Source organism: Pseudorhizobium tarimense (assembly GCF_022968135.1).
GTDB lineage: Bacteria > Pseudomonadota > Alphaproteobacteria > Rhizobiales > Rhizobiaceae > Neorhizobium > Neorhizobium tarimense.
In genome coordinates this window covers 291,210-314,376 of record NZ_JALJRA010000001.1, presented here as the reverse complement: position 1 = coordinate 314,376, position 23,167 = coordinate 291,210, and the positions used below count along the sequence as shown (strand labels likewise).

Annotated in this window: 23 protein-coding genes and 1 pseudogene; 8 read left to right on the top strand and 16 right to left on the bottom strand. The window is 62.1% G+C overall.

The features are described 5' to 3' along the window. Window positions 1–24 precede the first annotated feature (24 nt). The 8 genes from dxs to MUU54_RS01580 all read right to left on the bottom strand — a co-directional run bounded on the left by dxs (window position 25) and on the right by MUU54_RS01580 (window position 8,700). Window positions 25–1,944 carry a 1-deoxy-D-xylulose-5-phosphate synthase gene (gene dxs, locus MUU54_RS01615; RefSeq protein WP_247242255.1) on the bottom strand — a complete coding sequence of 640 codons (1,920 nt, stop codon included), beginning with the start codon at window positions 1,942–1,944 and terminating at the stop codon, window positions 25–27. Between the two features lie 91 nt (window positions 1,945–2,035). Beyond that, window positions 2,036–2,959: a pirin family protein gene (locus MUU54_RS01610; protein ID WP_247242254.1), complete on the bottom strand. Its 924-nt coding sequence runs from the start codon at window positions 2,957–2,959 to the stop codon at window positions 2,036–2,038. Window positions 2,960–3,195: 236 nt separating this feature from the next. After that, window positions 3,196–3,765, bottom strand: coding sequence for an iron transporter (locus MUU54_RS01605; protein ID WP_247242253.1), 570 nt, complete (start codon window positions 3,763–3,765; stop codon window positions 3,196–3,198). A 107-nt stretch (window positions 3,766–3,872) separates the two neighbouring features. Beyond that, the gene (locus tag MUU54_RS01600) at window positions 3,873–4,244 is read right to left on the bottom strand and encodes a DUF1850 domain-containing protein (protein WP_247242252.1); all 372 of its coding nucleotides are present in this window, start codon (window positions 4,242–4,244) and stop codon (window positions 3,873–3,875) included. Next, complete coding sequence (locus MUU54_RS01595; RefSeq protein WP_247242251.1) at window positions 4,241–6,352, bottom strand: TRAP transporter permease; 2,112 nt, start codon at window positions 6,350–6,352, stop codon at window positions 4,241–4,243. The genes MUU54_RS01600 and MUU54_RS01595 overlap by 4 nt, the downstream gene beginning before the upstream one ends. Window positions 6,353–6,433: 81 nt before the next feature. After that, window positions 6,434–7,369 (bottom strand): TAXI family TRAP transporter solute-binding subunit, encoded by a 936-nt coding sequence (locus MUU54_RS01590; RefSeq protein ID WP_247242409.1) that lies wholly within the window; start codon window positions 7,367–7,369, stop codon window positions 6,434–6,436. 141 nt (window positions 7,370–7,510) lie between these two features. Beyond that, complete coding sequence (locus tag MUU54_RS01585; RefSeq protein ID WP_247242250.1) at window positions 7,511–7,765, bottom strand: exodeoxyribonuclease VII small subunit; 255 nt, start codon at window positions 7,763–7,765, stop codon at window positions 7,511–7,513. Window positions 7,766–7,767: 2 nt separating this feature from the next. Then, complete coding sequence (locus MUU54_RS01580; protein ID WP_247242249.1) at window positions 7,768–8,700, bottom strand: histone deacetylase family protein; 933 nt, start codon at window positions 8,698–8,700, stop codon at window positions 7,768–7,770. Between the two features lie 89 nt (window positions 8,701–8,789). On the opposite strand from MUU54_RS01580, the gene MUU54_RS01575 reads away from it, so the two are divergent. From MUU54_RS01575 to MUU54_RS01565, 4 genes and pseudogenes are all read left to right on the top strand, one after another. Then, the gene (locus MUU54_RS01575) at window positions 8,790–9,221 is read left to right on the top strand and encodes an acyl-CoA thioesterase (RefSeq protein ID WP_247242247.1); all 432 of its coding nucleotides are present in this window, start codon (window positions 8,790–8,792) and stop codon (window positions 9,219–9,221) included. A gap of 190 nt (window positions 9,222–9,411) precedes the next feature. Then, window positions 9,412–10,663, top strand: a pseudogene (locus MUU54_RS01570) (PQQ-dependent sugar dehydrogenase). Between the two features lie 115 nt (window positions 10,664–10,778). Then, window positions 10,779–10,910 carry a c-type cytochrome gene (locus MUU54_RS24480; protein WP_281433168.1) on the top strand — a complete coding sequence of 44 codons (132 nt, stop codon included), beginning with the start codon at window positions 10,779–10,781 and terminating at the stop codon, window positions 10,908–10,910. Between the two features lie 153 nt (window positions 10,911–11,063). After that, window positions 11,064–11,219 (top strand): c-type cytochrome, encoded by a 156-nt coding sequence (locus MUU54_RS01565; protein ID WP_247242408.1) that lies wholly within the window; start codon window positions 11,064–11,066, stop codon window positions 11,217–11,219. Window positions 11,220–11,256: 37 nt separating this feature from the next. Here the strand turns inward: MUU54_RS01565 and MUU54_RS01560 are convergent, their stop codons facing one another. From MUU54_RS01560 to MUU54_RS01550, 3 genes are read right to left on the bottom strand one after another with little or no spacing between them, the layout of a single operon-like run. Continuing rightward, entirely contained in the window at window positions 11,257–11,820 is a 564-nt protein-coding gene (locus tag MUU54_RS01560; protein ID WP_247242245.1) for a biotin transporter BioY, read from the bottom strand. Next, a complete protein-coding gene (locus tag MUU54_RS01555; protein WP_247242243.1) occupies window positions 11,817–12,449 on the bottom strand; it encodes an energy-coupling factor transporter transmembrane component T family protein in 633 nt (210 codons plus the stop codon). Before MUU54_RS01555 ends, MUU54_RS01560 begins: the two co-directional genes overlap by 4 nt. Continuing rightward, a complete protein-coding gene (locus MUU54_RS01550; RefSeq protein WP_247242242.1) occupies window positions 12,446–13,126 on the bottom strand; it encodes an energy-coupling factor ABC transporter ATP-binding protein in 681 nt (226 codons plus the stop codon). The genes MUU54_RS01555 and MUU54_RS01550 overlap by 4 nt, the downstream gene beginning before the upstream one ends. A 108-nt stretch (window positions 13,127–13,234) precedes the next feature. On the opposite strand from MUU54_RS01550, the gene MUU54_RS01545 reads away from it, so the two are divergent. The 3 genes from MUU54_RS01545 (at window position 13,235) to MUU54_RS01535 (ending at window position 15,624) form a co-directional block, all read left to right on the top strand. Continuing rightward, on the top strand, window positions 13,235–14,425 hold the full coding sequence (locus MUU54_RS01545) for a winged helix-turn-helix domain-containing protein (protein ID WP_247242241.1): 1,191 nt from the start codon (window positions 13,235–13,237) through the stop codon (window positions 14,423–14,425). Between the two features lie 62 nt (window positions 14,426–14,487). Continuing rightward, the gene (locus MUU54_RS01540) at window positions 14,488–14,925 is read left to right on the top strand and encodes a helix-turn-helix domain-containing protein (RefSeq protein ID WP_247242240.1); all 438 of its coding nucleotides are present in this window, start codon (window positions 14,488–14,490) and stop codon (window positions 14,923–14,925) included. Continuing rightward, complete coding sequence (locus MUU54_RS01535) at window positions 14,926–15,624, top strand: RES family NAD+ phosphorylase (RefSeq protein WP_247242239.1); 699 nt, start codon at window positions 14,926–14,928, stop codon at window positions 15,622–15,624. A gap of 23 nt (window positions 15,625–15,647) precedes the next feature. Here the strand turns inward: MUU54_RS01535 and ribB are convergent, their stop codons facing one another. The 3 genes from ribB to MUU54_RS01520 all read right to left on the bottom strand — a co-directional run bounded on the left by ribB (window position 15,648) and on the right by MUU54_RS01520 (window position 21,102). Then, entirely contained in the window at window positions 15,648–16,748 is a 1,101-nt protein-coding gene (ribB, locus tag MUU54_RS01530) for a 3,4-dihydroxy-2-butanone-4-phosphate synthase (protein ID WP_247242238.1), read from the bottom strand. 10 nt (window positions 16,749–16,758) lie between these two features. Further along, window positions 16,759–17,856, bottom strand: coding sequence for a chorismate synthase (gene aroC, locus MUU54_RS01525; RefSeq protein WP_247242237.1), 1,098 nt, complete (start codon window positions 17,854–17,856; stop codon window positions 16,759–16,761). 96 nt (window positions 17,857–17,952) lie between these two features. Continuing rightward, complete coding sequence (locus MUU54_RS01520; RefSeq protein ID WP_247242236.1) at window positions 17,953–21,102, bottom strand: bifunctional diguanylate cyclase/phosphodiesterase; 3,150 nt, start codon at window positions 21,100–21,102, stop codon at window positions 17,953–17,955. 273 nt (window positions 21,103–21,375) lie between these two features. On the opposite strand from MUU54_RS01520, the gene MUU54_RS01515 reads away from it, so the two are divergent. Then, entirely contained in the window at window positions 21,376–21,636 is a 261-nt protein-coding gene (locus MUU54_RS01515) for a DUF1344 domain-containing protein (protein WP_247242235.1), read from the top strand. A 32-nt stretch (window positions 21,637–21,668) separates the two neighbouring features. On the opposite strand, the gene MUU54_RS01510 is transcribed toward MUU54_RS01515, so the two are convergent. Next, window positions 21,669–22,259: a histidine phosphatase family protein gene (locus MUU54_RS01510; RefSeq protein ID WP_247242234.1), complete on the bottom strand. Its 591-nt coding sequence runs from the start codon at window positions 22,257–22,259 to the stop codon at window positions 21,669–21,671. Window positions 22,260–22,276: 17 nt separating this feature from the next. Continuing rightward, window positions 22,277–23,095 (bottom strand): enoyl-ACP reductase FabI, encoded by an 819-nt coding sequence (gene fabI, locus MUU54_RS01505; RefSeq protein WP_247242233.1) that lies wholly within the window; start codon window positions 23,093–23,095, stop codon window positions 22,277–22,279. Window positions 23,096–23,167: the final 72 nt, after the last annotated feature.

Below are 23,167 nucleotides of genomic sequence, written 5' to 3'. Positions count from 1 at the left end.
ATCCGTAGTATCGATGTTGCGACGTTATCCCGCCGCACCCATGCCGACCTGCTTGTGGCCGAGCGCATTGAACACCGTGCCGACGATGCCGGTTCGGTCGAGACCGGCTTTCGCATACATGGCATCGGGGCTCGCCTGCTCCATCCAGACATCGGGCAGCACCATGGAGCGGATCTTCAGCCCGTTGTCGAGCAAGCCTGCAGAGGCAAGGGACTGCAGGACATGCGCTCCGAACCCGCCGACCGCGCCTTCCTCGATGGTGACAAGAACCTCGTGATGCCGAACAAGCTGGCGGATCAACTCGTGATCGAGCGGCTTGGCGAAGCGCGCGTCGGCAACCGTGGTGGAAAGCCCTGCGGCATCCAGGTCCTCGGCCGCCAGCAGACATTCCTTGAGACGCGTTCCGAACGAAAGCAGCGCGACTTTCGAGCCTTCCTTGACGATGCGGCCCTTACCGATCTCCAGGATCTGCCCACGCTCCGGCATCTCGACGCCAACGCCTTCGCCGCGTGGATACCTGAAGGAAATCGGCCCTTCGTCATAGGCTGTGGCCGTGCGCACCATGTGCTTGAGCTCGGCCTCGTCGGCCGCCGCCATCACCACCATGCCGGGCAGGGTGGCAAGGAAAGTCGTGTCGAAAGAGCCCGCATGCGTCGGACCGTCCGCGCCAACAAAACCGGCGCGATCGATCGGAAACCGGACCGGCAGGCCCTGGATCGCCACGTCGTGGACGACCTGGTCGTAGCCGCGCTGCAGGAAGGTAGAGTAAATGGCGCAGAAGGGCTTGTAGCCCTCGGCGGCAAGGCCGGCCGCGAAGGTCACTGCATGCTGCTCGGCAATGCCGACGTCGAAGGTCCGCGCCGGGAAGACCTCCGCCAGCTTGTCGATGCCGGTTCCGTTCGGCATCGCCGCCGTAATGCCGACGATCTTGTCGTCGAGACGGGCCTCCTGCACGAGCGATTCTCCGAAGACGCTCGTGTAGCTCGGCGCATTGGGCTTCGCCTTCGCCTGTGTGCCGGTGATGACGTCGAATTTGCTGACGCCGTGATATTTATCGAGCGCCGCTTCCGCCGGTGGATAACCCTTGCCCTTCTGGGTGCAGACATGGATCAGCACCGGTCCGCGCGCATTGTCGCGCACGTTGCGCAGTACGGGCAGCAGGTGTTCGAACGAATGTCCGTCGATCGGGCCGATATGGTAGAAGCCCATCTCCTCAAACATCGTGCCGCCGGTCACATAGCCGCGCGCGTGTTCCACGGCGCGGGTGATGGCGCGGTCGACGCCCTTGCCAAGATAGGCCGTCAGCTTCTTGCCGATCTCGCGCACGCCCATATAGGTGCGGCCGGAGGCAAGGCGCGCGAGGTACGCGCTCATCGCGCCCGTCGGCGGTGCGATCGACATGTCGTTGTCGTTGAGGATGACGATCAGGCGCGCATCGAGCGCGCCGGCATTGTTGAGGGCCTCATAGGCCATGCCGGCCGACATCGCGCCGTCGCCGATCACCGAGATCACGTTGCGCTTCGAGCCTGAAAGGCCTGAGGCCACCGCCATGCCAAGGCCGGCAGATATCGAAGTGGAGGAGTGTGCGGCGCCAAAGGGGTCGTAGTCGCTTTCGGCCCGGCGGGTGAAGCCTGACAGGCCGTTCTCCTGGCGCAACGTGCGGATGCGGTCGCGCCGTCCCGTGAGGATCTTGTGCGGGTAGCACTGATGTCCAACGTCGAAGATCAGCCTGTCGTCCGGCGTGTTGAAGACCTTGTGGATCGCAATCGTCAGCTCGACCACCCCGAGACCCGCACCGAGATGTCCGCCGGTTTTGGAGACCGCATCGATCATCTCGTCACGCACTTCGCGCGCAAGCTGGGGCAAATCCCGGTCTTCGATCATCCTCAGGTCTGCAGGAAACTTGACCGTGTCGAGCAGCGGCGTCTGGGGGAGGGGTGTCACGAAGTCTGGCCTTTTCTGCTCTTTCGGATGCGATCAATGCCTCCAACATGAGGAGGAAATGGGCTTTTTCAAGTAAGTGCCTTAGCGGATTTCATCTCTCGGGCAAAGGCACAAACTCTTCCTCGTCCCCCGGCACGATGTCGAACTTGCCCGTCCGCCACTCCTGCTTTGCCTGCTCTATCCTATCTTTCGAAGAGGACACGAAGTTCCACCAGATATAGCGCTTCGAGTTCAGCGCCGCACCGCCGAACAGCATCAGGTGGCATCCTTGGTCGCCGGCCGTGAGCGTGATCTCGTCCCCCGGTCGCAACACCAGCAACTGGTCGGCAGCGAAACGATCACCAGAGATTTCCAGCTCGCCGGAGAGGATGTAGATCGCCCGTTCCTCGTGATCGGCGGGGAAGGGGAAGGCGCGCTGTGGTTCAAGCCACAGGTCCACATAAAGCGTGTCGGAAAAGGTCGGCACGGGCGAGGAGAGGCCTGCAAAGCTGCCAATGACAATGCGGCCGCTTGCACCGCCGCTGTCGATCACCGGCATCACCTCGGCGCCTGTATGGGAAAAACCTGGCTCGATCTCCTCTCTTTCGTCCGGAAGCGCGAGCCAAGTCTGCAGGCCGGATACCGAGAGGGGTTTGCCGCGCAGGTTCTCCGGTGTCCGCTCCGAGTGCACGATGCCGCGGCCGGCGGTCATGAGGTTGATGTCGCCGGGCTTGATCACAAGCTCCGTCCCGAGACTGTCGCGATGCTTGATCTCGCCGTCGAACAGGTAGGTGACGGTCGATAGCCCGATGTGGGGATGCGGCTTGACGTCTAGTGCCTCCCCCGCCCGCAGTAGCGCCGGTCCCATCCGGTCGAAGAAGATGAAGGGGCCGACCAGCCTTCGTTGCCGTGTCGGCAGCGCCCGGCGCACGGCAAAGCCACCGATGTCGCTTGAACGCGGGATGATGAGGTCTTCGATTGCATCGCAGGCGAAGCTGTCGCCGGGTTCAGGATCGATGCCGGGAAAGAAGGACATGGATGCACCTCACGTCAGGAGTGGCGGATCGATCCTCATCCCTCGCCGGATATCCGATCCTGTGGCGCTACTTACAATTCGCTAGACGCCCTGCCTATCCCAATCCCGCGAACAATGTGTTAGACAGGGCCGCTGCGCCTCCATTCCGAGATCCGGCGGATCGATGTGAGATGGCCTCCCCATTCGCGGCTGAAGCGGCTGAGAAGGCCTGTAAGAAAATGTCAGGGCGAGGCGGACTATTCGTGGCCCGTCGTGATCTTGATGCCCTTGAACTCCACCTCGACCGGCTCGGCGAAGCGCTTGCCGTTCGTTTCGTCATGGCGAGGAAAGGTCGGCGGCGCGATCTTTATCTTGAGGTCGTAGGTGCCATCGCCGTCCGGCAGCATCAGGTCCTTGCCGTAGTGATAGAGGCCCGGGTGCCAGAGGAAGTCCGGCTTGAACGATGTCACCACCGTGCCGTCCTTGGACAGGGTGCAGTCGATGTCGAGATAGGGGATGAAGCGGTTGTCGGCCGCATCGGCGACAGCGATCTCCATATGGCAGTTCATGTCGGAGGGCGCTTCCATCCACTCCAGCTTGCCGTTCTTCATATGGTACATGCCCTCGGCACGTTCCTGGGCGAAACCGACGATATAGTCGCCTGCGCGGGTCTTGCCGCCTGTGTCGGCCACCTTGGTGGCCATGTATTCGAGGGAGGCGAGGTACTTCTGTCCCTCTTCGGCGGCCATCTTGAGCTGGTTCTCGTCCGCTTCGTCGCTGGGCTTTGCGGGGGGCTGATGGGGGGGCGTTCCTGTCGCAGTCGTCATCGTATCACCTGTCTCTTTTGTGCTACGGTGCAACAGATGATGCAGGCTCGTTGTTCCAACGTTCCGGCAGAAGATACAGCCGCACCTTCCGCCGGAAAACGACTGCCTCATGGACAGGGCGTAAGCACCACGTTTTCGCCGACTTTCGCGCCGATCTCGGAGCAACCGCCAGGGTGGCAGAGCGTCCAGCCGCCCCCGGTCGCGCCCGACGCGGCAAGCGTCAGCCGCGGCTGCACCGGTAGCTTGGGCGCCCAGACCCACCAGCCATCCCTGAGAACGGCATTAGCGCCCGGCTCCATGCCGGCCCCCGAACTCTCGACCGCCGCTTCCGTCAGCCTCAGTCCTGCAGCTGTCACCGCCCATGTCTCCCGCCATTCCGTCTTCTGCACCGAGTGGTTCCAGGACAGCGTGAACATGGACGCGGCGATCACTGTCGTCTTGCCGCCGAGAAGCAGGCAGAGGCCGATGGTGGCGGTCATGGCGCCGCGGCGATGCGGGTGCTCCGGCGCGCCCGCAGCCAGTGCTGCGCGATCACCCCGATGCCGAGCACCCAACCGATCTCGTCGGTAAGAGGCAGGGCCACGATCGTACTGGCGCCTGCTGCGAAGGCCAGGAGCCGCTCCCACATCGCCATGCGCGTCAACATGAAGCCGACGACGGCGGTGCCCCAGAGCGCAATGCCGAAGCAGGCCTTGGCGAAGACATAGGCGACTTCCACCGGATAGCCCCAGGCCGCAGCGATCGGCCCCGCATCCTGCAGCATTAACGCCGGTGCATAGACGGCCATGAAGGGAACGACGAATCCCGCCGTTGCAAGCTTCGTCGCCTCAATCGAGATCTTGAACCCGGACGTCTTCGCCATCGGGGCTGCCGCAAAGCAGGCCAGCGCTACCGGCGGCGTCAGGTCGGCCATGATGCCGAAATAGAAGACGAACATGTGGCTGACGAGGAGCGGCACGCCGAGTTCCAGCAGGGCAGGACCGGCCAGCGACGAGGTGATGATATAGTTCGGGATGGTCGGGATGCCCATGCCGAGGATCAGGCAGGTGATCATCGTCAGCACGAGCGACAGGAACAGGTTGTCCTCCCCGACGCGGATGATGAAGCCGATGAAGGTGGAGGCAATCCCGGTCAGCGTCAGCGTGCCGATGACGATGCCGACGATGGCGCATGCAATACCGACGGGCAGCGCGTTCTTGGCGCCCTGGGCCATCGCATCCCGGCATATAGCAAGGGTTTCACGCCCCCCGTTGACGAACAGGCACGCGACGATCAGCCCGAGGATGACAAGCGCCAGGATGTTGACGCCGAACTCCAAGAAGGATGCTGCGGCGAAACCGAGCGTCAACCAGAAGACGATCCGGAAGGCCAGCGGGCCGATGCGGGCGGCCAGCGGCATGCCCAGAATCAGCACGACCACCAGCGCCAGCCCCATTGTGCCGGCGAAGATCGGCGTATAGCCGGCAAACAGCAGATAGATCAGCGCCGCAAGCGGCAGGATCAGCGGCCAATGCTCCTTCACGGCAAGCCAGGGGTTCGGTAGTTCAGCCTTGTTCATGCCTCGCAAGCCTGCCTTGCCCGCTTCGAGGAACACCATCCAAAAGCAGACGCCGAAATAGAGGATTGCCGGGATGAGCGCCGCCTTGACGATATCCGCGTAAGGCAAGTTCAGGGTTTCGGCCATGATGAAGGCGACGGCACCCATCACCGGCGGCATGATCTGCCCGCCCATCGAGGAGGTTGCCTCCACGCCACCCGAAAACGACGAGCGGAAGCCAAAGCGCTTCATCAGCGGAATGGTGAATTGGCCGCTTGCCACCACATTGGCAACACCGGAGCCGGAGATCGTCCCCATCAGCGCCGACGACATGACGCAAACCTGCGCCGGTCCACCGCGCCAAGTGCCGACCAGACCGAGTGCGAAGTCATTGAACAGAGCCAACATGCCAGCCCGTTCAAGGAAGGCGGCAAAGACAACGAAGATGAAGATATAGGCCGCGGAAACATAGATCGGCGTGCCGTAGATGCCTTCGGTGCCGAAGCCGAAGTGCTCGATGATAAGCTCGAAGTCGTAGCCGCGATGGATGAAGGGCGGTGGGAAATACTGGCCGAAGAAACAGTAGATGAGGAAGACAGCAGCGATCACCGTCAGCGGCAGGCCCATCAGGCGCCGGGCGCCTTCGAAGACGAGCGCGATGACGACCGTTCCGACCGCGAGATCCATGCCGGTCAGGAAGCCGCTGCGCAGGATTAGATCCTCATAGAAGATCCAGTTGTAGATCCCGGTCAGGAAGCCGACGATCCCGAGCGCCCAGAACCAGATCTTCGCGGCAGGCCGCTTGGCGACGAGGTTGGCGATCAGCCCGAAGCCGAGAAGCAGCAGGAAGCCCACGTGCATGGCCCGTACCACCTGGCTGGGCAGTGTGCCATAGGCGGCGGTCCAGAGCTGGAACAAGGAGAAGGTAAAGGCAATCCAGAATGCGATCCGCCCGCTTAAGCCCTCGCCGAAGCCGGGCGGGAGGCCTTCAACCGCCTCTTCCGTAGAATGCGGAGCCGGCCGGCTCTCCACAGCTGCTAGATCGCTCATCGAAACCCTCGGATGTCTGCGCAACAAGAAAATCCCGCAGCCACGGGCACGCGGCTGCGGGACAGAAGCCTAGGTGTCGGACTACTGCATCAGCCCAGCTTCTTTGTAGTAGCGCTCTGCACCTGGATGCAGCGGTACCGGCATGCCTTCCAGGGCCTTCTTCGGATCGATGGCCTTGGCGGCCGCATGGGCGGCAGCGAGACGATCCAGGTTCTCGAACAGGAGCTTGGTCATCTGGTAGGCCGTTTCTTCTGAGACATCCTCGTGGGTGATCAGGAAGTTGCCGACGGCGGCAGTCTGTACGTCTTCCTCCTGGCCCTCATAGGTACCCGCCGGGATGGTCACCGGGATGTAGGGCGCGCCGATCTTCTCCACCTCGGCCGCCGGCACGGCGACGACGTTGATCGGCACAGAGCTTGCAAGATCGCGGATCGACGCGACACCCAGACCGGCTGACTGCAGCGTCGCATCCAGCTGACGGTTCTTGATCAGCTCGACGGATTCAGCGAACGGCAGATACTCGGTCTTACCCAGATCTTCGTAGGACATGCCGGCCGCTTCGAAAATGGCCCGGGCGTTCAGCTCCGTGCCGGACTTTGGTGCACCGACGGAAAGGCTCCTGCCCTTCAGGTCCGCGAGCGTCTTGACGCCGGAATCCTTGCTGGCCACGATCTGGATATAGTTCGGGTAGATGGCAGCGATGCCGCGCAGCTTGTCCAGCTTGCCGGGAAAGCCCGCTTCCGTATTGCCTTCCCAGGCCATCTGCACTGAATCGCCGAGCGAGAAGCCGATCTCGCCACGGCCGGCCTGCAACAGGTTGAGGTTTTCGACGGAGGCCTTGGTGGACTGCACCTGCGTGCGCGCACCCTCAATCTTCTCGCCGTAGATTTCCGAAAGCGCGACGCCGAGCGGATAATAGACGCCGGACGTACCGCCCGTCAGTACGTTGATGAATTCCTGCGCCTTCGCACCAGTCGTTGCAAAGCTTGCCGAAACCGCCAGCGTTGCCGCAAGCATGAGCTTGATTGATTTCACGATTTTTCCTCCCAAGACCATCGTTCAATGGCGCTATCATGGGGAGGCGGGTCGGCCCCGTCAATCGCTTTGTGTCAGAAATGCAGCATACACAGAACGATAGGTCTCGAGGCTCGTCCGAGCTTATCCATTGTCGAGCGGCTCGACACCCTGCGGTCGTCCCGAGCGGTCGAGGCGGATCTTTTCGATGCGGTTCTCGGCGGCTGTCAGCAGCTTCTCGCAATGCTTCTTCAGAGCTTCGCCGCGCTCGTAGATGGCAATCGACTCGTCGAGCGCCACGTCACCGCGCTCCAGCCGAGCGACGATGTTTTCCAGCTCCGCCACGGCCTTCTCGAAGGTGTAGCCGCTGACATCAATGGTTTCGCCGCTCTCGGTCATCTTCAGCCCTTCATCAGTCTGCAAATATGCAATCCCGCCGACTCGGCGAGGCCCTCCAGATCATATCCTCCCTCCAGAAGGCTGATAAGCCTGTTGCCGGAATACTTGCCGGCGACCTCCATCAGACGGCCGGTTGCCCAGTCAAAATCGTCGCCGACGAGGTTGATCTGCGCCAGCGGGTCGCGGTGATGAGCGTCGAAACCTGCCGAAATGACCAGGAAGTCCGGCCGAAAATCCTCCAGCGCCGGCAGCACGCGCGTCTTGAAGGCGTCGCGGAAATGTTCGCTGGCGGAATTCGCCTCCAGCGGCGCATTGACGATGTTCCCCTTGGTGCCGGTCTCGTCGCGTGCGCCGGTCCACGGGTAAAGCGGCATCTGGTGCGTCGAACAGAACAGCACGGAAGGATCGTCCCAGAAGATGTCCTGCGTTCCGTTGCCGTGATGGACGTCCCAGTCGACAATCGCCACGCGCTCCACGCCATAGGTCTTCTGCGCGTGACGCGCGGCGATCGCCGCGTTGTTGAAGAGGCAGAAGCCCATTGCCTTCGTCTTCTCGGCATGGTGACCCGGCGGCCGGGCGGCGACGAAGACATTATCCGCCTTGCCCGTGAAGACATCGTCGACGGCCGCCATCGCAGCCCCGATGCCGGTCAGCGCCGCCTGCAGGCTCTTCGGCCCGACATAGGTATCGGCCTCGATCTGGTGGATCTCGTCCTCTTCCGGAATCTCACGCATCACCGAGCGCAGGTGTTCCTCCGGATGGGCCAGGAGGACGGCGTCCTCGTTGGCCTGCGGCGCCTTCTTCCGGTCAAGCTTCTCGAAGTTCGGGTGCTGCAGAGCGATCGCCAGCGACCGCAGCCGGTCCGGGCGTTCCGGATGACCTTCCGGTGTCCGGTGGTCGAGGAAGATGTCGTGTTCGTAAAGGCGGGTGGACATCAGGCGGCGTCTCCGGTTTGCCACGACATGGCGCAGAAGGCCTTGCTTTTCAAGCTGCCGCGGTCGCCCAGCTTGTGGAGGCGAAAGGAATGCGCTTACATGAAGAGGGGTATGCTGGAGGTTACGTGGCCAAGGAAGCTGTCGAGTATCTGGAGTTCAAGGTTCCCTTTCGCGACGTGGATCTGCATGGGGAGATGTTCCGGGCCGTCTACGTTCACCGTGCGGAGGAGGCGCTGACGACGTTCTGGGCCCGCCGTCCGGCTGCGGCGACCGATCCGCACTTCACCGTCAGCAAGGTCACCTGCACCCTTCACGCGGCGCTCCACGTGGGCGACGTGGTGCGCATGGACGTGCATGTCAGCAAGATCGGCGGCAAGTCCGCCGGCTTCCTGGTGCGCATGATGCGCAGCAACGAAGAGGTGGCGGAGACGGAAATCGTCTGGACCGCCTGCGACCGGGAGAAGCGGGAGCCCGTCGCCCTGCCGGAAGACCTCCGCGACTGGCTCTACCAGTTCCTGTGACCTGGGCGCGTGAGCCGCCCTCTTATCGAACTGACAGCGAACGGGTTCGGTTTCTTAATTGCCGATGTGGTGCGTGTTGGGAAGCACAGACGCCATGGCAGCCCTGATTGAATGACATGACGAGGATGCACTCTGACACGCCGCTCCGCGTGGCGTGCGCATAACGACGTGACTGATCTGGGAGAAAATCATGAAACAGTTGTTGTCATCCGTAGCCATGCTCGCGCTTGCCGCCGGCCTCGCTCACGCGCAGACCCCTGACGTGCCCGACAATCTGGAGAAGCTGTCTAATTTCCAGACGACCGGCACGACCAAGTTCACCATGATCGAGCAAGGCGGAGATTATGCCGAGGGGGGGGGCAAGAAGAACCTCGAGCGGATCAAGCTTCCGCCAGGCTTCAAGATCGGGCTCTATGCCATTGTGCCGGACGCCCACCACATGGCTGTCGGCGCGCAAGGGATTGTCACCTTTGTCGGCACGCGCAAGGACAAGGTATGGCGGTCACGACCCCAACAAGGATCGTGTGGCCGACGAGGTGAAGGACTTCGCACCTTCGCTGACCTCCGCGATTCCGAACGGCCCTCGCTTCTCCGATGACGGGTTCCTCTGCATCGCCGAGCAGAACCGTGTGCTCCTGTTTCCCGCCGCCAAGTTCTTCTAGGAAAGCCCCCACGTTGCGGCCTTCAACCTGATCAAGCAGAGGGAACTGATCCCGTCGCAACATGAGAGCTTCAACCACACCGCGCGGGTCTGCAAGGTCGGGCCGGACGGCAAGGTCTACATCTCGCTTGGACAGCCGTTCAACGTCGCTCCGGCCGAGAGCCTGGACGAGTTCAACAAGTGGGGCATCGGCGGGATCATCCGCATCAACACCGATGGGACGGGCCGGGAGGTCTTACCCGCGGCGTGCGCAACTCCGTCGGCCATGACTTCCATCCGGTCACGGGGGAGCCCTGGTTTAGCGACAACCAGGTGGACGGCATGGGTGACGACATACCGCTCGGCGAGATCAACCGGCAGACCGCTGCGAGGCAGAACTTCGGGCACCCCTGGTACGGTGGCCGCAACGTTAGGAGGAAGGAATACGAGGGCCAGGAGGTGCCGGTCGAAGTCGTCATGCCGGCCATCGAGATGGATGCGCATGCCGCTCGGCATGACGTTCTATAGCGGCGACATGTTCCCGCAGAAGTATCGGAACGCCATCTTCTCGGCCCAGCACGGGCCTTGGAAACGCACCACCCCGATCGGTGCGCGGGTGATGGTGGCCTACGCGGATGACGAGGGGAAGGCCACGAGCGAACCGCTCGCGCAAGGCTGTATCGACGAGGACGGTGAATATCTTGGCCGCCCCGTCGACGTGGCGCAACTGCGCGACGGCTCGATCCTGGTCTCGGACGATCTTGTCGGAGCGCTCTACCGCATCTGGTACGAGGGCAATTGATGCGTTGGATCGCAATCCTCGCCTTGGGCGGCCTGTCTTTCCCCAAGGCAGACCGGACCTTGCATCGGGACAGGAGCCGCCGGGAGATCCGGCGGCCGGGCGCCAGAAAGCGGGTATGTGCCGCACCTGCCACGGCATCGACGGTCGTGCGCGCATTCCGATCGCGCCACACATCGGCGGCGAAAGCGCCACCGAACTGATGCACCAGCTCACGGCCTTTCGCGACGGCACCGCACGCATGAGATGATGTCGGTCGTGGCAAGAGGCTTGATGACAAGACCATTGCCGATCTGGCCGCGTGGTATGCTTCCCAGCCGGTCAGCGCAAAACTTCCGCCGGGCAAAAGCGAGGCCATGGCGCCTCTGTCTGCGTCTCCTGTCATGGAGCGGACGGATTGGCAGTGATCGAGGACGCGCCTCACCTTGCGGGCGAGAACGTCATCTACATCGACACGCAGCTGAAGGCTTTCCGCAGCGGCAAGCGCCAGCACGAGGTGATGTCGCAGATCACTGCTGGTCTGACCGATGCCGAGATTCGGGCCGCCGCGGAATGGTAAGGCGGCACCAGCGTCGAGATCGGGTCAGCCCCGATAACTAGGCACGGGCCGGCAGCAGCGGGTAGCCTGCCAAAACGGCGCGGCCCGCCAGAGCCGCAACAACCGCCTTGACGACGTCACCCGGAATGAAGGCCATGGAGCCGATGAACGCCTTGTTCATGCCAATGCCGGTGATAAAGGCGAGATAGGTGATGCCGAAGGCATAAAGAACCACCACGCCGCCCGCCACTGCCGCGACGAAGAAGCCAAGCGTCTGGGTGAGCGAGGTCTGCGATGGCCTGACGACGCGCTCGGCAATGAAACCGGTCGTGAAGGCAGCAAACGCCCAGCCGATCAGGTAGCCTGTGGTGGGTGCGGCAAAGACGGCCAGTCCCCCACGTCCACCGGAGAGCACCGGAAGGCCGATGGCCGCGAGCAGGAGAACGAGCAGCACCGCAACGGTTCCACGCCGTGCGCCCAGAATGACGCCGGCCAGCATCACGCCCATCGACTGCGCGGTGATCGGCACGGGAATGAAGCCGAGCATGATCGGCGGCAGCAGGCCGAGCGCAACGATGATGGCCGCAAACAGGGCGGCAAGGACGAGATCGCGTGTGGTCATCGAGAATCCTCCGAATTTCGCGCCTGTCTTTGCCCACGGATGCCGCGCGCGTCAATCGCCGCGGCGATCTCGTCGGCAGACTTCAGCGTCTGGATGATCAGCGGCACAATCATCGTCGTTGCCCGTACCTTCAACCCCCGCGCCTGATGTGCCTGTCGCAGTTGCTGAAACCGTGAATCGACCTCCGGAACAAAGCGGATAACGAGCCCGACGGAAAGTCCGATGTCGGACGCCTTCACCAGTCCCAGCCTCTCCAGCGGTCGAGCCGCAAGCGTCACCTCATTGATGAAGTCGCCGATCGGCACCGTGGCGCTGACGGCGGCAGCCAGCAGCATCAGCGTCGTCAGCCGCAGCAGGACCGCGATACCTTCCTCCATGGAGTTTAACACAAGGGTCGCCAGCGCCACGATCGCGATCGTCAGCAGGATCGGCCGCAGGCGGATCCTGCTTTGCCGCCAGCCGATCCCGAGAGAGCTGTAGAGCAGCGCGGCGGCACCTGCGGCCAGGCCGAGCAGAAGGGGCGAGCGGGTCAAGAAGAGGGCAAGGCTCGCAACGAGCAGGAGTATGAGCTTCGGGCGCGGCGGCAGGCGGTGAAAGAAGCTGTCGCCTTCGACATAGAGCGATTTCATGGCGCCGCGATCTTCCGGTACTCCGCGATGACCTCGCAAGGCGTACCATCCGCGGCGAGGCGCCCCTCGTGAAACATCAGCGCACGGTCGAAATCCTCGATCAGGGCCAAGTCGTGGCTGATCACCAGCACGCTCTCGTCCAGCAGGCGTAGCGTCGTTTCTACCTGCGCCCGGTTGCGCAGGTCCAGCTGGTTCGTCGGCTCGTCCAGGATGACGATCTCCGGTTCCGTCACGAGAACGGAAGCGAGGGCGGCAAGCTGCAACTCACCGCCCGAAAGCTCATGCGCCCGTCGCGCTGCCAGATGTTCGATCCCGAACCGAGCAAGGATGGCTTCAACGGCGTCATCCACCACTGCCACAGGAAGCCGCCGGGTCTTCAGGCCAAGCGCAATATCTTCGCGCAGGATAGGCAGGATGATCTGGTTCTGCGGGTTCTGGAAGATGAAGCCGACCTGGCTGCGCACATCCTCGCCGTCGCCTACAGTGTCCAACCCGTTGATCGTCACGTGCCCCGTTGTCGGTCTCACGAGACCATTGATCATCCGGGCAAACGTTGTCTTGCCGGAGCCGTTGAGGCCGATGATGGCGATCCGCCGCTCCGTCAACGACAGCGTCAGCGGCTCGACTGCCACGCGGTCGCCGAAGGTCGCTCCTGCCTGCTCAAAACGGATGTCCACGCGCCACCTCTCAGTCCGCCGGCTGCTATAGACCGGATGAGCGGGGAGGGGAACGCAAAACAGATCGTGAACATTGCGGACTGCCCTGGATCATCCTAGTCTACTGTCATGGCGATTCTCATCTCGAACTTATTGGCGCGAAAGATCTTTCTGGAACGGCAGGGCTTGTCCCAGCCGCCCACCCGCAGTTTGAGCAAGCAGCATCTTTTGTCACTGATCGAGAAGCTCGGCTTCGTTCAGATCGACAGTATCGCGACGGTCGAACGCGCCCATCACATGATCCTGTTCTCCCGCAATCAGACCTATCGCCGAGACCACCTGCGGCAGCTGCTGGAGAAGGAAGGCGAGCTCTTCGAGCACTGGACCCATGACGCCTCGGTCATCCCGTCGAAATTCTTCCGCTACTGGAAGCATCGCTTTGTCAGACGGGAGGCGGTGATTGGCGAACGCTGGCGCAAATGGCAGGGCGAAGACTTCGACAGCGCCTTTGAGGAAACCTATCAGCGGATCGTCGAGAACGGGCCGATCATGGCCCGTGAAATGAAGGCGGAAGAACACAAATCCGGCGGCTGGTGGAACTGGCACCCGAACAAGACCGCGCTCGAATATTACTGGCACACCGGCAAGCTCGCCATCGCCGGCCGGGTCAACTTCCAGAAGATCTATGATCTCACCGAGCGCGTCCTGCCAGCCCGCTACCATGAACCGGAAGTAAGCCACGAAGAATTCATCGACTGGGCCTGCCGCAGCGCGCTTGAAAGGCTCGGCTTCGCAACATCCGGAGAAATCGCCGCCTTCTGGGCCCTCGTCACCCCGCAGGAGGCGAAAGAGTGGGTAGACGCCCATCGCGGCGAACTGACTGATGTGGTGATCCAAAGCGCAAACGGCAGCCGTCCTCGTGCGGCGCACTCCTTTGCAGGGTTCCCAGAACAGCTGGGGGATGTTCCGGAACCCCCGAGACGCGTCCGGGTGCTGAGCCCCTTCGATCCGCTGCTGCGTGATCGCAACCGTGCCGAGCGGCTGTTCAACTTCAACTATCGGATCGAGATCTTCGTGCCGGAGTCGCAACGCCAGTACGGCTACTATGTCTTTCCGCTGATCGAGGGCGACCGGATGATCGGCCGCATCGACATGAAGGCCAACCGCAGGACGGGAAGCCTGGATGTGCGGCGGCTGTGGTTGGAGGGCTGCTTACGCGCTTCCGCCGGACGGCTGGAGAAGCTGGAGGCGGAGCTTGCGCGCGTGGCGAAATTCGCAGGCGTCGAAGGGGTCACCTATGCCGACGGGTGGCGCGGATAGTCAGGGCTGGCGAAGAGCCCTCAAATGAACTATATTTATCCGTCAGTTGATGGAGATGGCCTATGGTGCAGGCATTGGAGCAGAAGGGTATCCCAAACCCCGTGACGCTGCAGGGGTTCGCAGTGGAGGCCGACCGGGCTCGTCTTGCCGGCACCGCCCTCAAGGCCTACCGCCGACTTGTCGAGCAATGGGGTCTGACCAGCGCCCAGGCCGCAGCACTTCTCGGTGTTTCGGTCAGCACCTGGGAGCGATTGAAGCCGGAGGGTGAGGGGCGCCGCACGCTGAGCCAGGATCAGATGACGCGGGTCTCGGTTCTGATCGGGATCTACAAGGGCCTGCATCTCCTGTTTGCCGACGCGATGGCCGACCGCTGGCCGATGCTGCCGAATACCGGGCCGTTGTTCGCAGGCCGCACACCCGTCACGTCGATGATCGAGGGGGGTATCCCTCTAATGCTGGATACCCGCCGCTATGTTGACGCGGTGCGCGGAGGCCTTTAGGTGCTGGTTGATGGCGTTCCGGTTATCACCACGGCCTATCCGAAGACGGTACGACTGGTGACGACGGCGCGGCTTCGCGAGGCGGTGCTCGCGCCGCTCGTCGATGACGAGGCGGAACTGGAGCAATTGGCGGAGATCGAGAGCGCGACCAGTAGCCGCAGGGTGGCGGAGGTGACCGGGATCACCGGCTTGGCCGCCAACGAGCTGGTCTCCGACGTGCCGCATGCGCACTTCATCAATGCGAGTTTCGCCTATGCAAAGCCGCGGGAGCCGAACCGCTTCAACGGCGAGTATCGTGGCGCTTGGTATGCCGCACTCGCCGTGGAGACCTGCCTTGCGGAGATCATCTTTCACATGACCGAGTTTCTGGCCCGGACCGGCAGCTTTAAGACCGTGGTGGAATATGCGGAAATGTTCTGCAGCGTGTCGGGCGAGTTCGCCGATCTGCGCGAGAGGCCGACGCATCCGAGCCTGCAGGCCGACAAGGAAATCGGTTACCCTGCCGGCAATGCGCTGGCGGAGCAGGTAAGGGCCGCCGGCCTGAACGGCATCATCTATCCCTCCGTCCGAAAGAAGGGAGGCACCTGCTTCGCAGTCCTGCGCCCTGCCGCCGTTCAGTCGGTGCGGCAGGGGGATGTCTATCGGCTGGCATGGAGCGGCGCCCTTGAGCCGCACGTCGAAGGCCCGATCACCGGCTAATCACAGCAGCCCGGGTCACAATCTCAGCAGATCGCCGTTTCCGCAATCCGGATGCCGAAGCCTTCCAGTCCCACATAATGGCGCTCGCTGCGGGTAAGAAGCTTGATGGAGCTGACCCCAAGATCCTTCAGGATCTGCGCACCCAGGCCGATCTCCAGCCACTCGCTTTCGCGGGCCTGCGCCTGCTCGTGCGCCTCCTGATCGTGGCGATGCCGGCGGCCGTGATCCTTCTGCCCGACGCCGACCGAGCCTTCACGCAGGTAGATGATCACGCCACGGCCATCCCCGGCGATCGTCTGCATGTAGCGGTCGACCGGACGGCGGGTGCCGAAGACGTCGTCCGCCACATTTTCCAGATGCAGCCGAACGGGAACATCGATGCCGTCGCGGATGTCACCGAAGATGATGGCGACGTGCTGCATCGGGTCCCAAGGCAGCGAATAGGCATGACCCTTCGCCTTGCCGTAAGGCGTCTCCACCTCGAACTGCGACTGCAGTTCGATCAGCGTTTCCTTGCGCTGGCGGTACGCGATCAGATCCGCCACCGACACCTGCTTCAGACCATGCGTGACAGCGAAATCTGCCACCTGCGGGCCGCGCATCACGCTGCCGTTGTCGTTGACCAGTTCGCAGATGACGCCGACCGGAGGCAGGCCTGCAAGCTTGCACAGATCGACCGCGGCTTCCGTATGGCCGGAGCGCATCAAAACGCCGCCTTCGCGGGCGATCAGCGGAAAGATGTGGCCGGGACGGACGAAATCGGCCGGCCCCGCGTTCGGATTAGCAAGGTTGCGGACGGTGAGCGTCCGGTCGTCGGCGGAAATCCCGGTGGTGGTGCCGTGCTTGAAGTCGACGGTGACGGTAAAGGCCGTCGTATGGGCGGAATCGTTCTCCGCCACCATGGCGTTGAGGTTCAGCCGCTTTGCCTCTTCCCTTGGCATGGGCGCGCATACGATGCCCGAGGTATGGCGTACGATGAAGGCCATCTTTTCCGCCGTGCAATGAACGGCGGCAACGATCAGGTCGCCTTCGTTCTCGCGGTCGTCGTCGTCGGTGACGACCACGATCTCGCCGGCCTCGAAGGCACGGATGGCGTCGACGACACGCTTCTGGTCATAGGCCATGGGAATTTCCTTATCGCAGCCGGCCGGTCTGGCCCCGGTCCCTGAGGTAATGATCGACGATTGCACAGGCGACCATGGCCTCCCCGATCGGTACGGCGCGAATGCCGACACACGGATCATGTCGGCCCTTCGTACGAACCTCAACATTGTTGCCGTCCGCGTCGATCGATTGGCGCTCGGTCAGAATGGAGGAGGTGGGCTTGATGGCGAAGCGTGCAACGACCGGCTGCCCGGTAGAAATGCCGCCAAGAATACCGCCGGCGTGATTGGAAAGAAACAGCGGTGTCCCGTCGTTGCCCGTCCGCATCTCGTCTGCATTCTCCTCGCCCGAGAGTTCCGCGGAAGCGAAACCTTCGCCGATTTCAACACCCTTGACGGCATTGATCGACATCAGCAGGGACGCGATGTCCTGGTCCAGCTTACTATAGATAGGGGCGCCAAGGCCTGCCGGAACGTTGTCGGCGACGACTTCGACCACGGCACCGATCGAAGATCCGGCCCGTCGGATGGAGTCCAGGTACTCTTCCCAAACAGGCACCATTTGCTGATCCGGGCAGAAGAACGGGTTTTGATCGACCTGTGCCCAGTCCCAATTTTCGCGGTTGATCTTGTGCTTGCCGATCTGCACCAGCGCACCGCGGACGACGAGGTCGGGAAGTACCTTGCGCGCAACGGCACCTGCGGCGACACGGGCGGCCGTTTCACGGGCAGAGGAGCGGCCACCGCCGCGATAGTCGCGGATCCCATATTTCAGGTCATAGGTGAAGTCGGCATGTCCCGGCCGGTAGCGCCGGGCAATCTCGCCATAGTCTTTGGAGCGTTGGTCGGTGTTCTCGATCAGCATGGAGATCGGCGTGCCGGTGGTGATCATCGTCTCACCGTCGTCGTCGAACATCACGCCGGAAAGGATCTTGACGATATCGTCTTCGCGCCGCTGCGTCACGAAGCGGGACTGGCCGGGCTTGCGCTTGTCCATCCAGCTCTGGATTTCGCCAAGCGTCAGACGGATGCCGGGAGGGCAGCCGTCGACGACGCAGCCGAGAGCGGGACCGTGACTCTCGCCCCAGGTGGTTACGCGGAAGAGATGGCCAAAGGTGTTGTGAGACATGGCAGACCGAATTTGGAGGGGTGCCGGACCCCGACGCGGCTGTCTTATGGAAAACGGCGCCGAGCGACAAGCCCTACTTATGCCGGCAGAGCGGCCTCAGGCCGCCGCTCTTGCCCAGTTTGCAAGCGCCATCTGCGTGAAATCCTCAAAGCCAAGCGGCCGCGCAAACGCGTAGCCCTGCAGCAGGTCGCATCCAAGATCCCGCAGCAGCGCGGCATGTTGCATCGTTTCGACGCCCTCCGCTACGGTCTCCACACCCAGCGAGCGGGCAATGTCGATGATGGAGCGCACCAGAGCCCGCTCCTGCGGCGAGTTCAGGATCGGCATCACCAATTGCCGATCGATCTTCAACCGCTTTGGCTTGAGCTTCAGAAGGCTCACGATCGAGGTGTGTCCGGTACCGAAGTCATCGATCTCGATATCAATGCCGAGCGCCTTGATCTGGTCGAGATTGGTGGCGGCGATATCCTCGTGCTCGTCGAGGAAGATCGATTCCACGAGTTCAAACGAGATCTCTCCAGGCCGGATGGAAAGGCTGCGCAGCGTTCCCACCAGTCCTTCGTCATGCAGACGGCGCGAGGAAACGTTGACGGAAACCTTGGGTACCTGCAGCCCCATGGCTGTCCACCGCATCTTGTCCTTCAGCACCGTCTGAAGAACGATATGGTCAAGCGTTGCGGCGACGTTGAGATCTTCGGCAATCTTCAGGAACCGGTCCGGTGCCAGGATGCCGAAATGCGGATGTCGCCAGCGCACGAGCGCTTCGACGCCGGTCAGCTCGTTTGTCTGTGCATTGAACTGCGGCTGATACCAGGTGACGAATTCGTCGTTGTCGATACCGGCCAGCACCTCATCGGCGGTCCGCTTGTGGCTGATGATCTCCGCTTGCAGGTTCTGGGTGAAGAACTCATAGCGGTTCCGGCCCATGGCCTTTGCCCGGTAGAGAGCGATGTCGGCGTTGACGAGGATGCGACGCGCATCGATATTCAAGCCGCCGGCAACCGCAATTCCGATCGAGACGCCGCATCGGCACTCGAAGCCGTCGAAATCGATCGGTTGATGTAGTTCGGCGATGATGCGTCCGGCAAGCTGCGCCATCTCGTCACTGCCGCTGCTGCCCCTCGCCAGGATGACGAACTCGTCGCCGCCAATCCGTGCGACGAGATCGCTGCCGCGGACGTTGCGTGACAGGACCTCGGATGCGTGAGTGAGCATTGCATCGCCAGCTGCATGACCAAGCGTGTCGTTGATCTGCTTGAACCTGTCCAGGTCGAGATGGAGGATGGTGAATTTCTGACGTTCCTCCCGGCTGTCCCGAGAGATCCGATCGAGCTCCATGTCCAGCTTGCGCCGGTTCGCCAGCGACGTCAGCGGATCGTGCAGCGCATTGTGCTCGATCCGGCTCTTTGCCACCTCAAGTTCGGCGTTCTTTGCGTCCGATTCTGCCTTAGCGGCTTTCAGTTCTGCCGTCAGCAGTGCATCTTCGGTGACGTCGAAGGCAATGCCGATGATCTTCCTGTTGCCGTTGCGGTCCATTTGCAGCTGACCGACGGAGCGAATGTAGCGGATACCTCCGTCAGGCTTCGCAACCCGAACGACCAGCGCATCCTGAATATCGCGGCTGAGGAATCGCGCCGATACGTCCTCCGCCTGGGCCCGGTCGTCCGGATGGATGAGCGCGAACCACTGGGACTTGGAGATGATGCCGTCAGTGTAGGGGATGCCGTAGAGCTGGCACATCCGTTCGTCCCAGCGTTCCACGTTGGTGAAAGGGTCATACTCCCAAATCCCGCAGCTGTAGGACGCAAGCGCGAGGTCCAGCTTGTTGGAAAGCTCCTCCAGCTCCTGCTCCCGCCTGGAAAGCTCGTCCAGCGCCAGTTCCAGTTCAGCATTCTTGATGTCGCTCACCTGCTTGGCCTGGCGCAGCGTCTGCGTCATCATCTCGTCGGCCGTAACGTCCCACACGATACCCGCCGTACGCATGCTTCCGTCGGGGTTGCGATAACTTGCTCCGGCCGAGCGAACATGCCTCTCCGTGCCGTCAGGCAGCAGCACCCTGTAGGTTTCGCTGCAGGCGTGTCTGACGCAGGTGCAGGTGAAGAAATGAGCCTCGGCGGCCGGCCGATCCTGCGGATGGATCACCTCCAGCCAGTCCTCGAGCCGATTGTCGAGACCGCTGGCGGGTTGACCATGCACGGCGGCGGCGCGTTCATCCCAGAACAGATGCTGGCCGTCGCGTGTAACCTCCCAGATGCCGATGTTGGACGCTTCCATTGCGAGGTTGAAGCGTTGAGACAGCTCGAGAAGATTGGCTTCGCGGGCCTTGAGCGCAGTGATGTTACGATTTCGTTCGCCGATTAGAAGGCTCGCCATCACGACCGGCACGATGAGGGCAAGGCCGCCGAGCGCAAGCGAGAACCGGTATTCCAACTGGTCTGGAGCCGCCACATCCCAGCCGCTCTTTGGAACGGCGAGGATCTGCCAGGTGGTGTCCACCACCGTCATGTTCCAGCTCAAGGGACGCTTCTCCAAAATCGACGGATCGCCGAAGAACAGCTGATCCTGCGTTTGGCCAAGGTCGACAACCGCCACGTCCAACCAGTCGAGGCTTGGCATCTGCGCTTCCAGTGCTGCGGAAGGGGCAACACCCGCCTCCCGCATCAGCTGCTGCTTGTCGATCAGCACCACCGCCGCACCGGGAGCTTCCCTGACATCGAATTCCCCGTCGTTTGGGCGGATCAGAGCAAGAAAGGCCTTACCGGGGAAGCTCACCATCATCGGCTTGCGCTTCGACAAGGGGCCATCCAGCAGCGCCGTCAGACGATCGCGGGATCTGGCAGCGTCTGCTTGGATTGCAGGTGAGGAGGCGCGGCTGAAGACCCGCTCGAGCCTGAAGTCGGGTGCCAATCCGAGGCCGATGACGTGGGAGTGCTTCGCAAGTTCCTGTTCGACCACGCGGTGAAGCAGAGCCTGAAAGCCAGCAGGTTGGTGAGAGGCAATCTGGCTGAGGCGCTGAGCGGAAGCGAGATCGATCTGGATGCGCGAAGAGAGACGCCGGGAGATGGCTGCAGCCGCCCTTTGGGTCTGTTCATGCAGTTCCTGCTGATACTGCACCTGATGTCGCCGGTCGAGCGACAGGGCAACGGCAATCACCGCCAAGGCAACCGCGACCATGGCGGCGAAGAAGATGTGGTTTTGCCTGAAGAGGCTGTTCAAGCGCTCCGCGAGCGACAGCAAACGTCCCAACCTCTTCCACCTCTTAAAGCTAGTGCTCATGGAAGAGGTGTAACAGTCGCGGGTTAATGCGGCATTGCACGCCGCATCGGCATTTTCGGGATAATCTCATCAAGGTTGCTGTCGCTAATTGGAGCCCTGTCGGTGCTAGTCCCGTGAAGTCAGTTAGGATTCTAGTCACAACTTGTACGGAAAATGTCATCGGTGCGGGCGATTTTCGCCACAATCGGAGGGCTATTCTTTGCGTCGTCCAATCGCTCAAAGGCTACGTCGAAGGCTCCCACCATGCGTCTCCTCATTGCCGCTCTGCTTGCTACCGCCAGTCTCCTGTCTCCCCTGAGCGGCTTTGCCCAGAGCGCGGATGTGGAGGCGACAATCGACGACATCGACGTCAATTCGCTGACCCTCACCCTCGATGACGGCCAGACATACAAGGTTCCGGACGAATTCAACTTCGAAGGTCTGGAGGCGGGCGTCAAAGTGTTGGTGTTCTATACGGAAGTGGATGGGCATCGCGTCGTCGACGATCTGGAGATCGTCCGCTAGATCGCCGCATTCTCTCGTGCAGCGTCTATGATCTAGAACCAGTGCAGGGTGCCGTCTGCAAGATCGACCTTGAGGATCTTGTCCTGCGGAACGGTCATGGTTGCAGCCTGATCTTCCGAGAGGTTTGTCACCAGACGGAATACGGATCGGACCACGCCTCCGTGCGTCACAGCCACCGTTGGCCCGGCCAGTGATCTCAGCCAGGCACCGACGCGCCAGGAGAGGATTTCATAGCTTTCCGCAGATGGTCCGGGTGGAATGAAATTCCATTTCTGCTCTAACCGAGCGACAACCCGTTCCGGCGCAATGCGCCCGACCTCTTCCAGCGTCTGGCCTTCCCAGTCACCGAAGGAAAGTTCCAGCAGGCGCTCATCGATGCGATAGTCATCGGGGTTGAGACCCATGGCCCCGCGCAGGCGCTCCATGGTCTCCCGCGTGCGGGAGAGGGGGCTGGAAACGAAATCGAAGCCGGCGATATCGCTGCCGGGCACTCGCAGCAGCATCTCCCCATTGCGGCTTGCCTGCACGCGGCCGAGGGCGTTGAGGCTGATGTCCTTCTGCCCCTGCAGGCGTCCCTCGGCATTCCAGTCCGTCTGGCCGTGCCGGATCATGTAGATGAGCACGGCAGACGGTCTCCGGATTAGTCCTTGACGACCGAGATGTCGGGCGCGTCCACGGCCTTCATGCCGACAACGTGATAGCCGCTGTCGGCGTGGTGCACCTCGCCGGTCACCGAGCGCGACAGGTCGGACAGCATGTAAAGCCCGACATCGCCGACTTCCTCGATGCTGACGGTGCGGCGCAGCGGCGCGTTGTACTCGTTCCACTTCAGAATGTAGCGGAAGTCGCCAATGCCGGAGGCGGCCAGCGTCTTGATGGGGCCGGCGGAAATTGCGTTGACACGGATGTTCTTCGGGCCAAGGTCGACCGCCAGATACTTCACGCTTGCCTCAAGCGCGGCTTTCGCCACGCCCATCACGTTGTAGTTCGGCATCACCTTTTCAGCGCCGTAATAGGTCAGCGTCAGCATCGACCCGCCATTGGTCATCAGCTTTTCCGCGCGACGTGCGACGGAGGTGAAGGAATACACCGAAATGCGCATCGTCTTGTCGAAGTTCTCGGCGGTCGTGTCAACGTAACGCCCCGTGAGTTCGTCCTTGTCGGAAAACCCGATGGCATGGACCAGGAAGTCGATCTTGCCCCAGAGCTTTTCGATTTCCGCGAAAGCCGTATCAATGCTTGCTTCGTCGCCAACGTCGCAATCGCCTGCAACCACGGCACCGATTTCGGCTGCCAGCGGCTCGACGCGCCGTTTCAAGGCCTCGCCCTGATAGGTCAGCGCGATCTCGCCACCCTGTGCGTGGATGGCCTTGGCAATGCCCCAGGCGATTGAACGATTGTTGGCGACGCCCATGATGACGCCGCGCTTACCTGCCATGAGGCCCGAAGCCTGAACCATGCTATGCCCTCTGAGACGAATATCGTGCTGCAAAAATCGAAGGTTGCCTATGGCATAGCCGGGTCAGCCGTT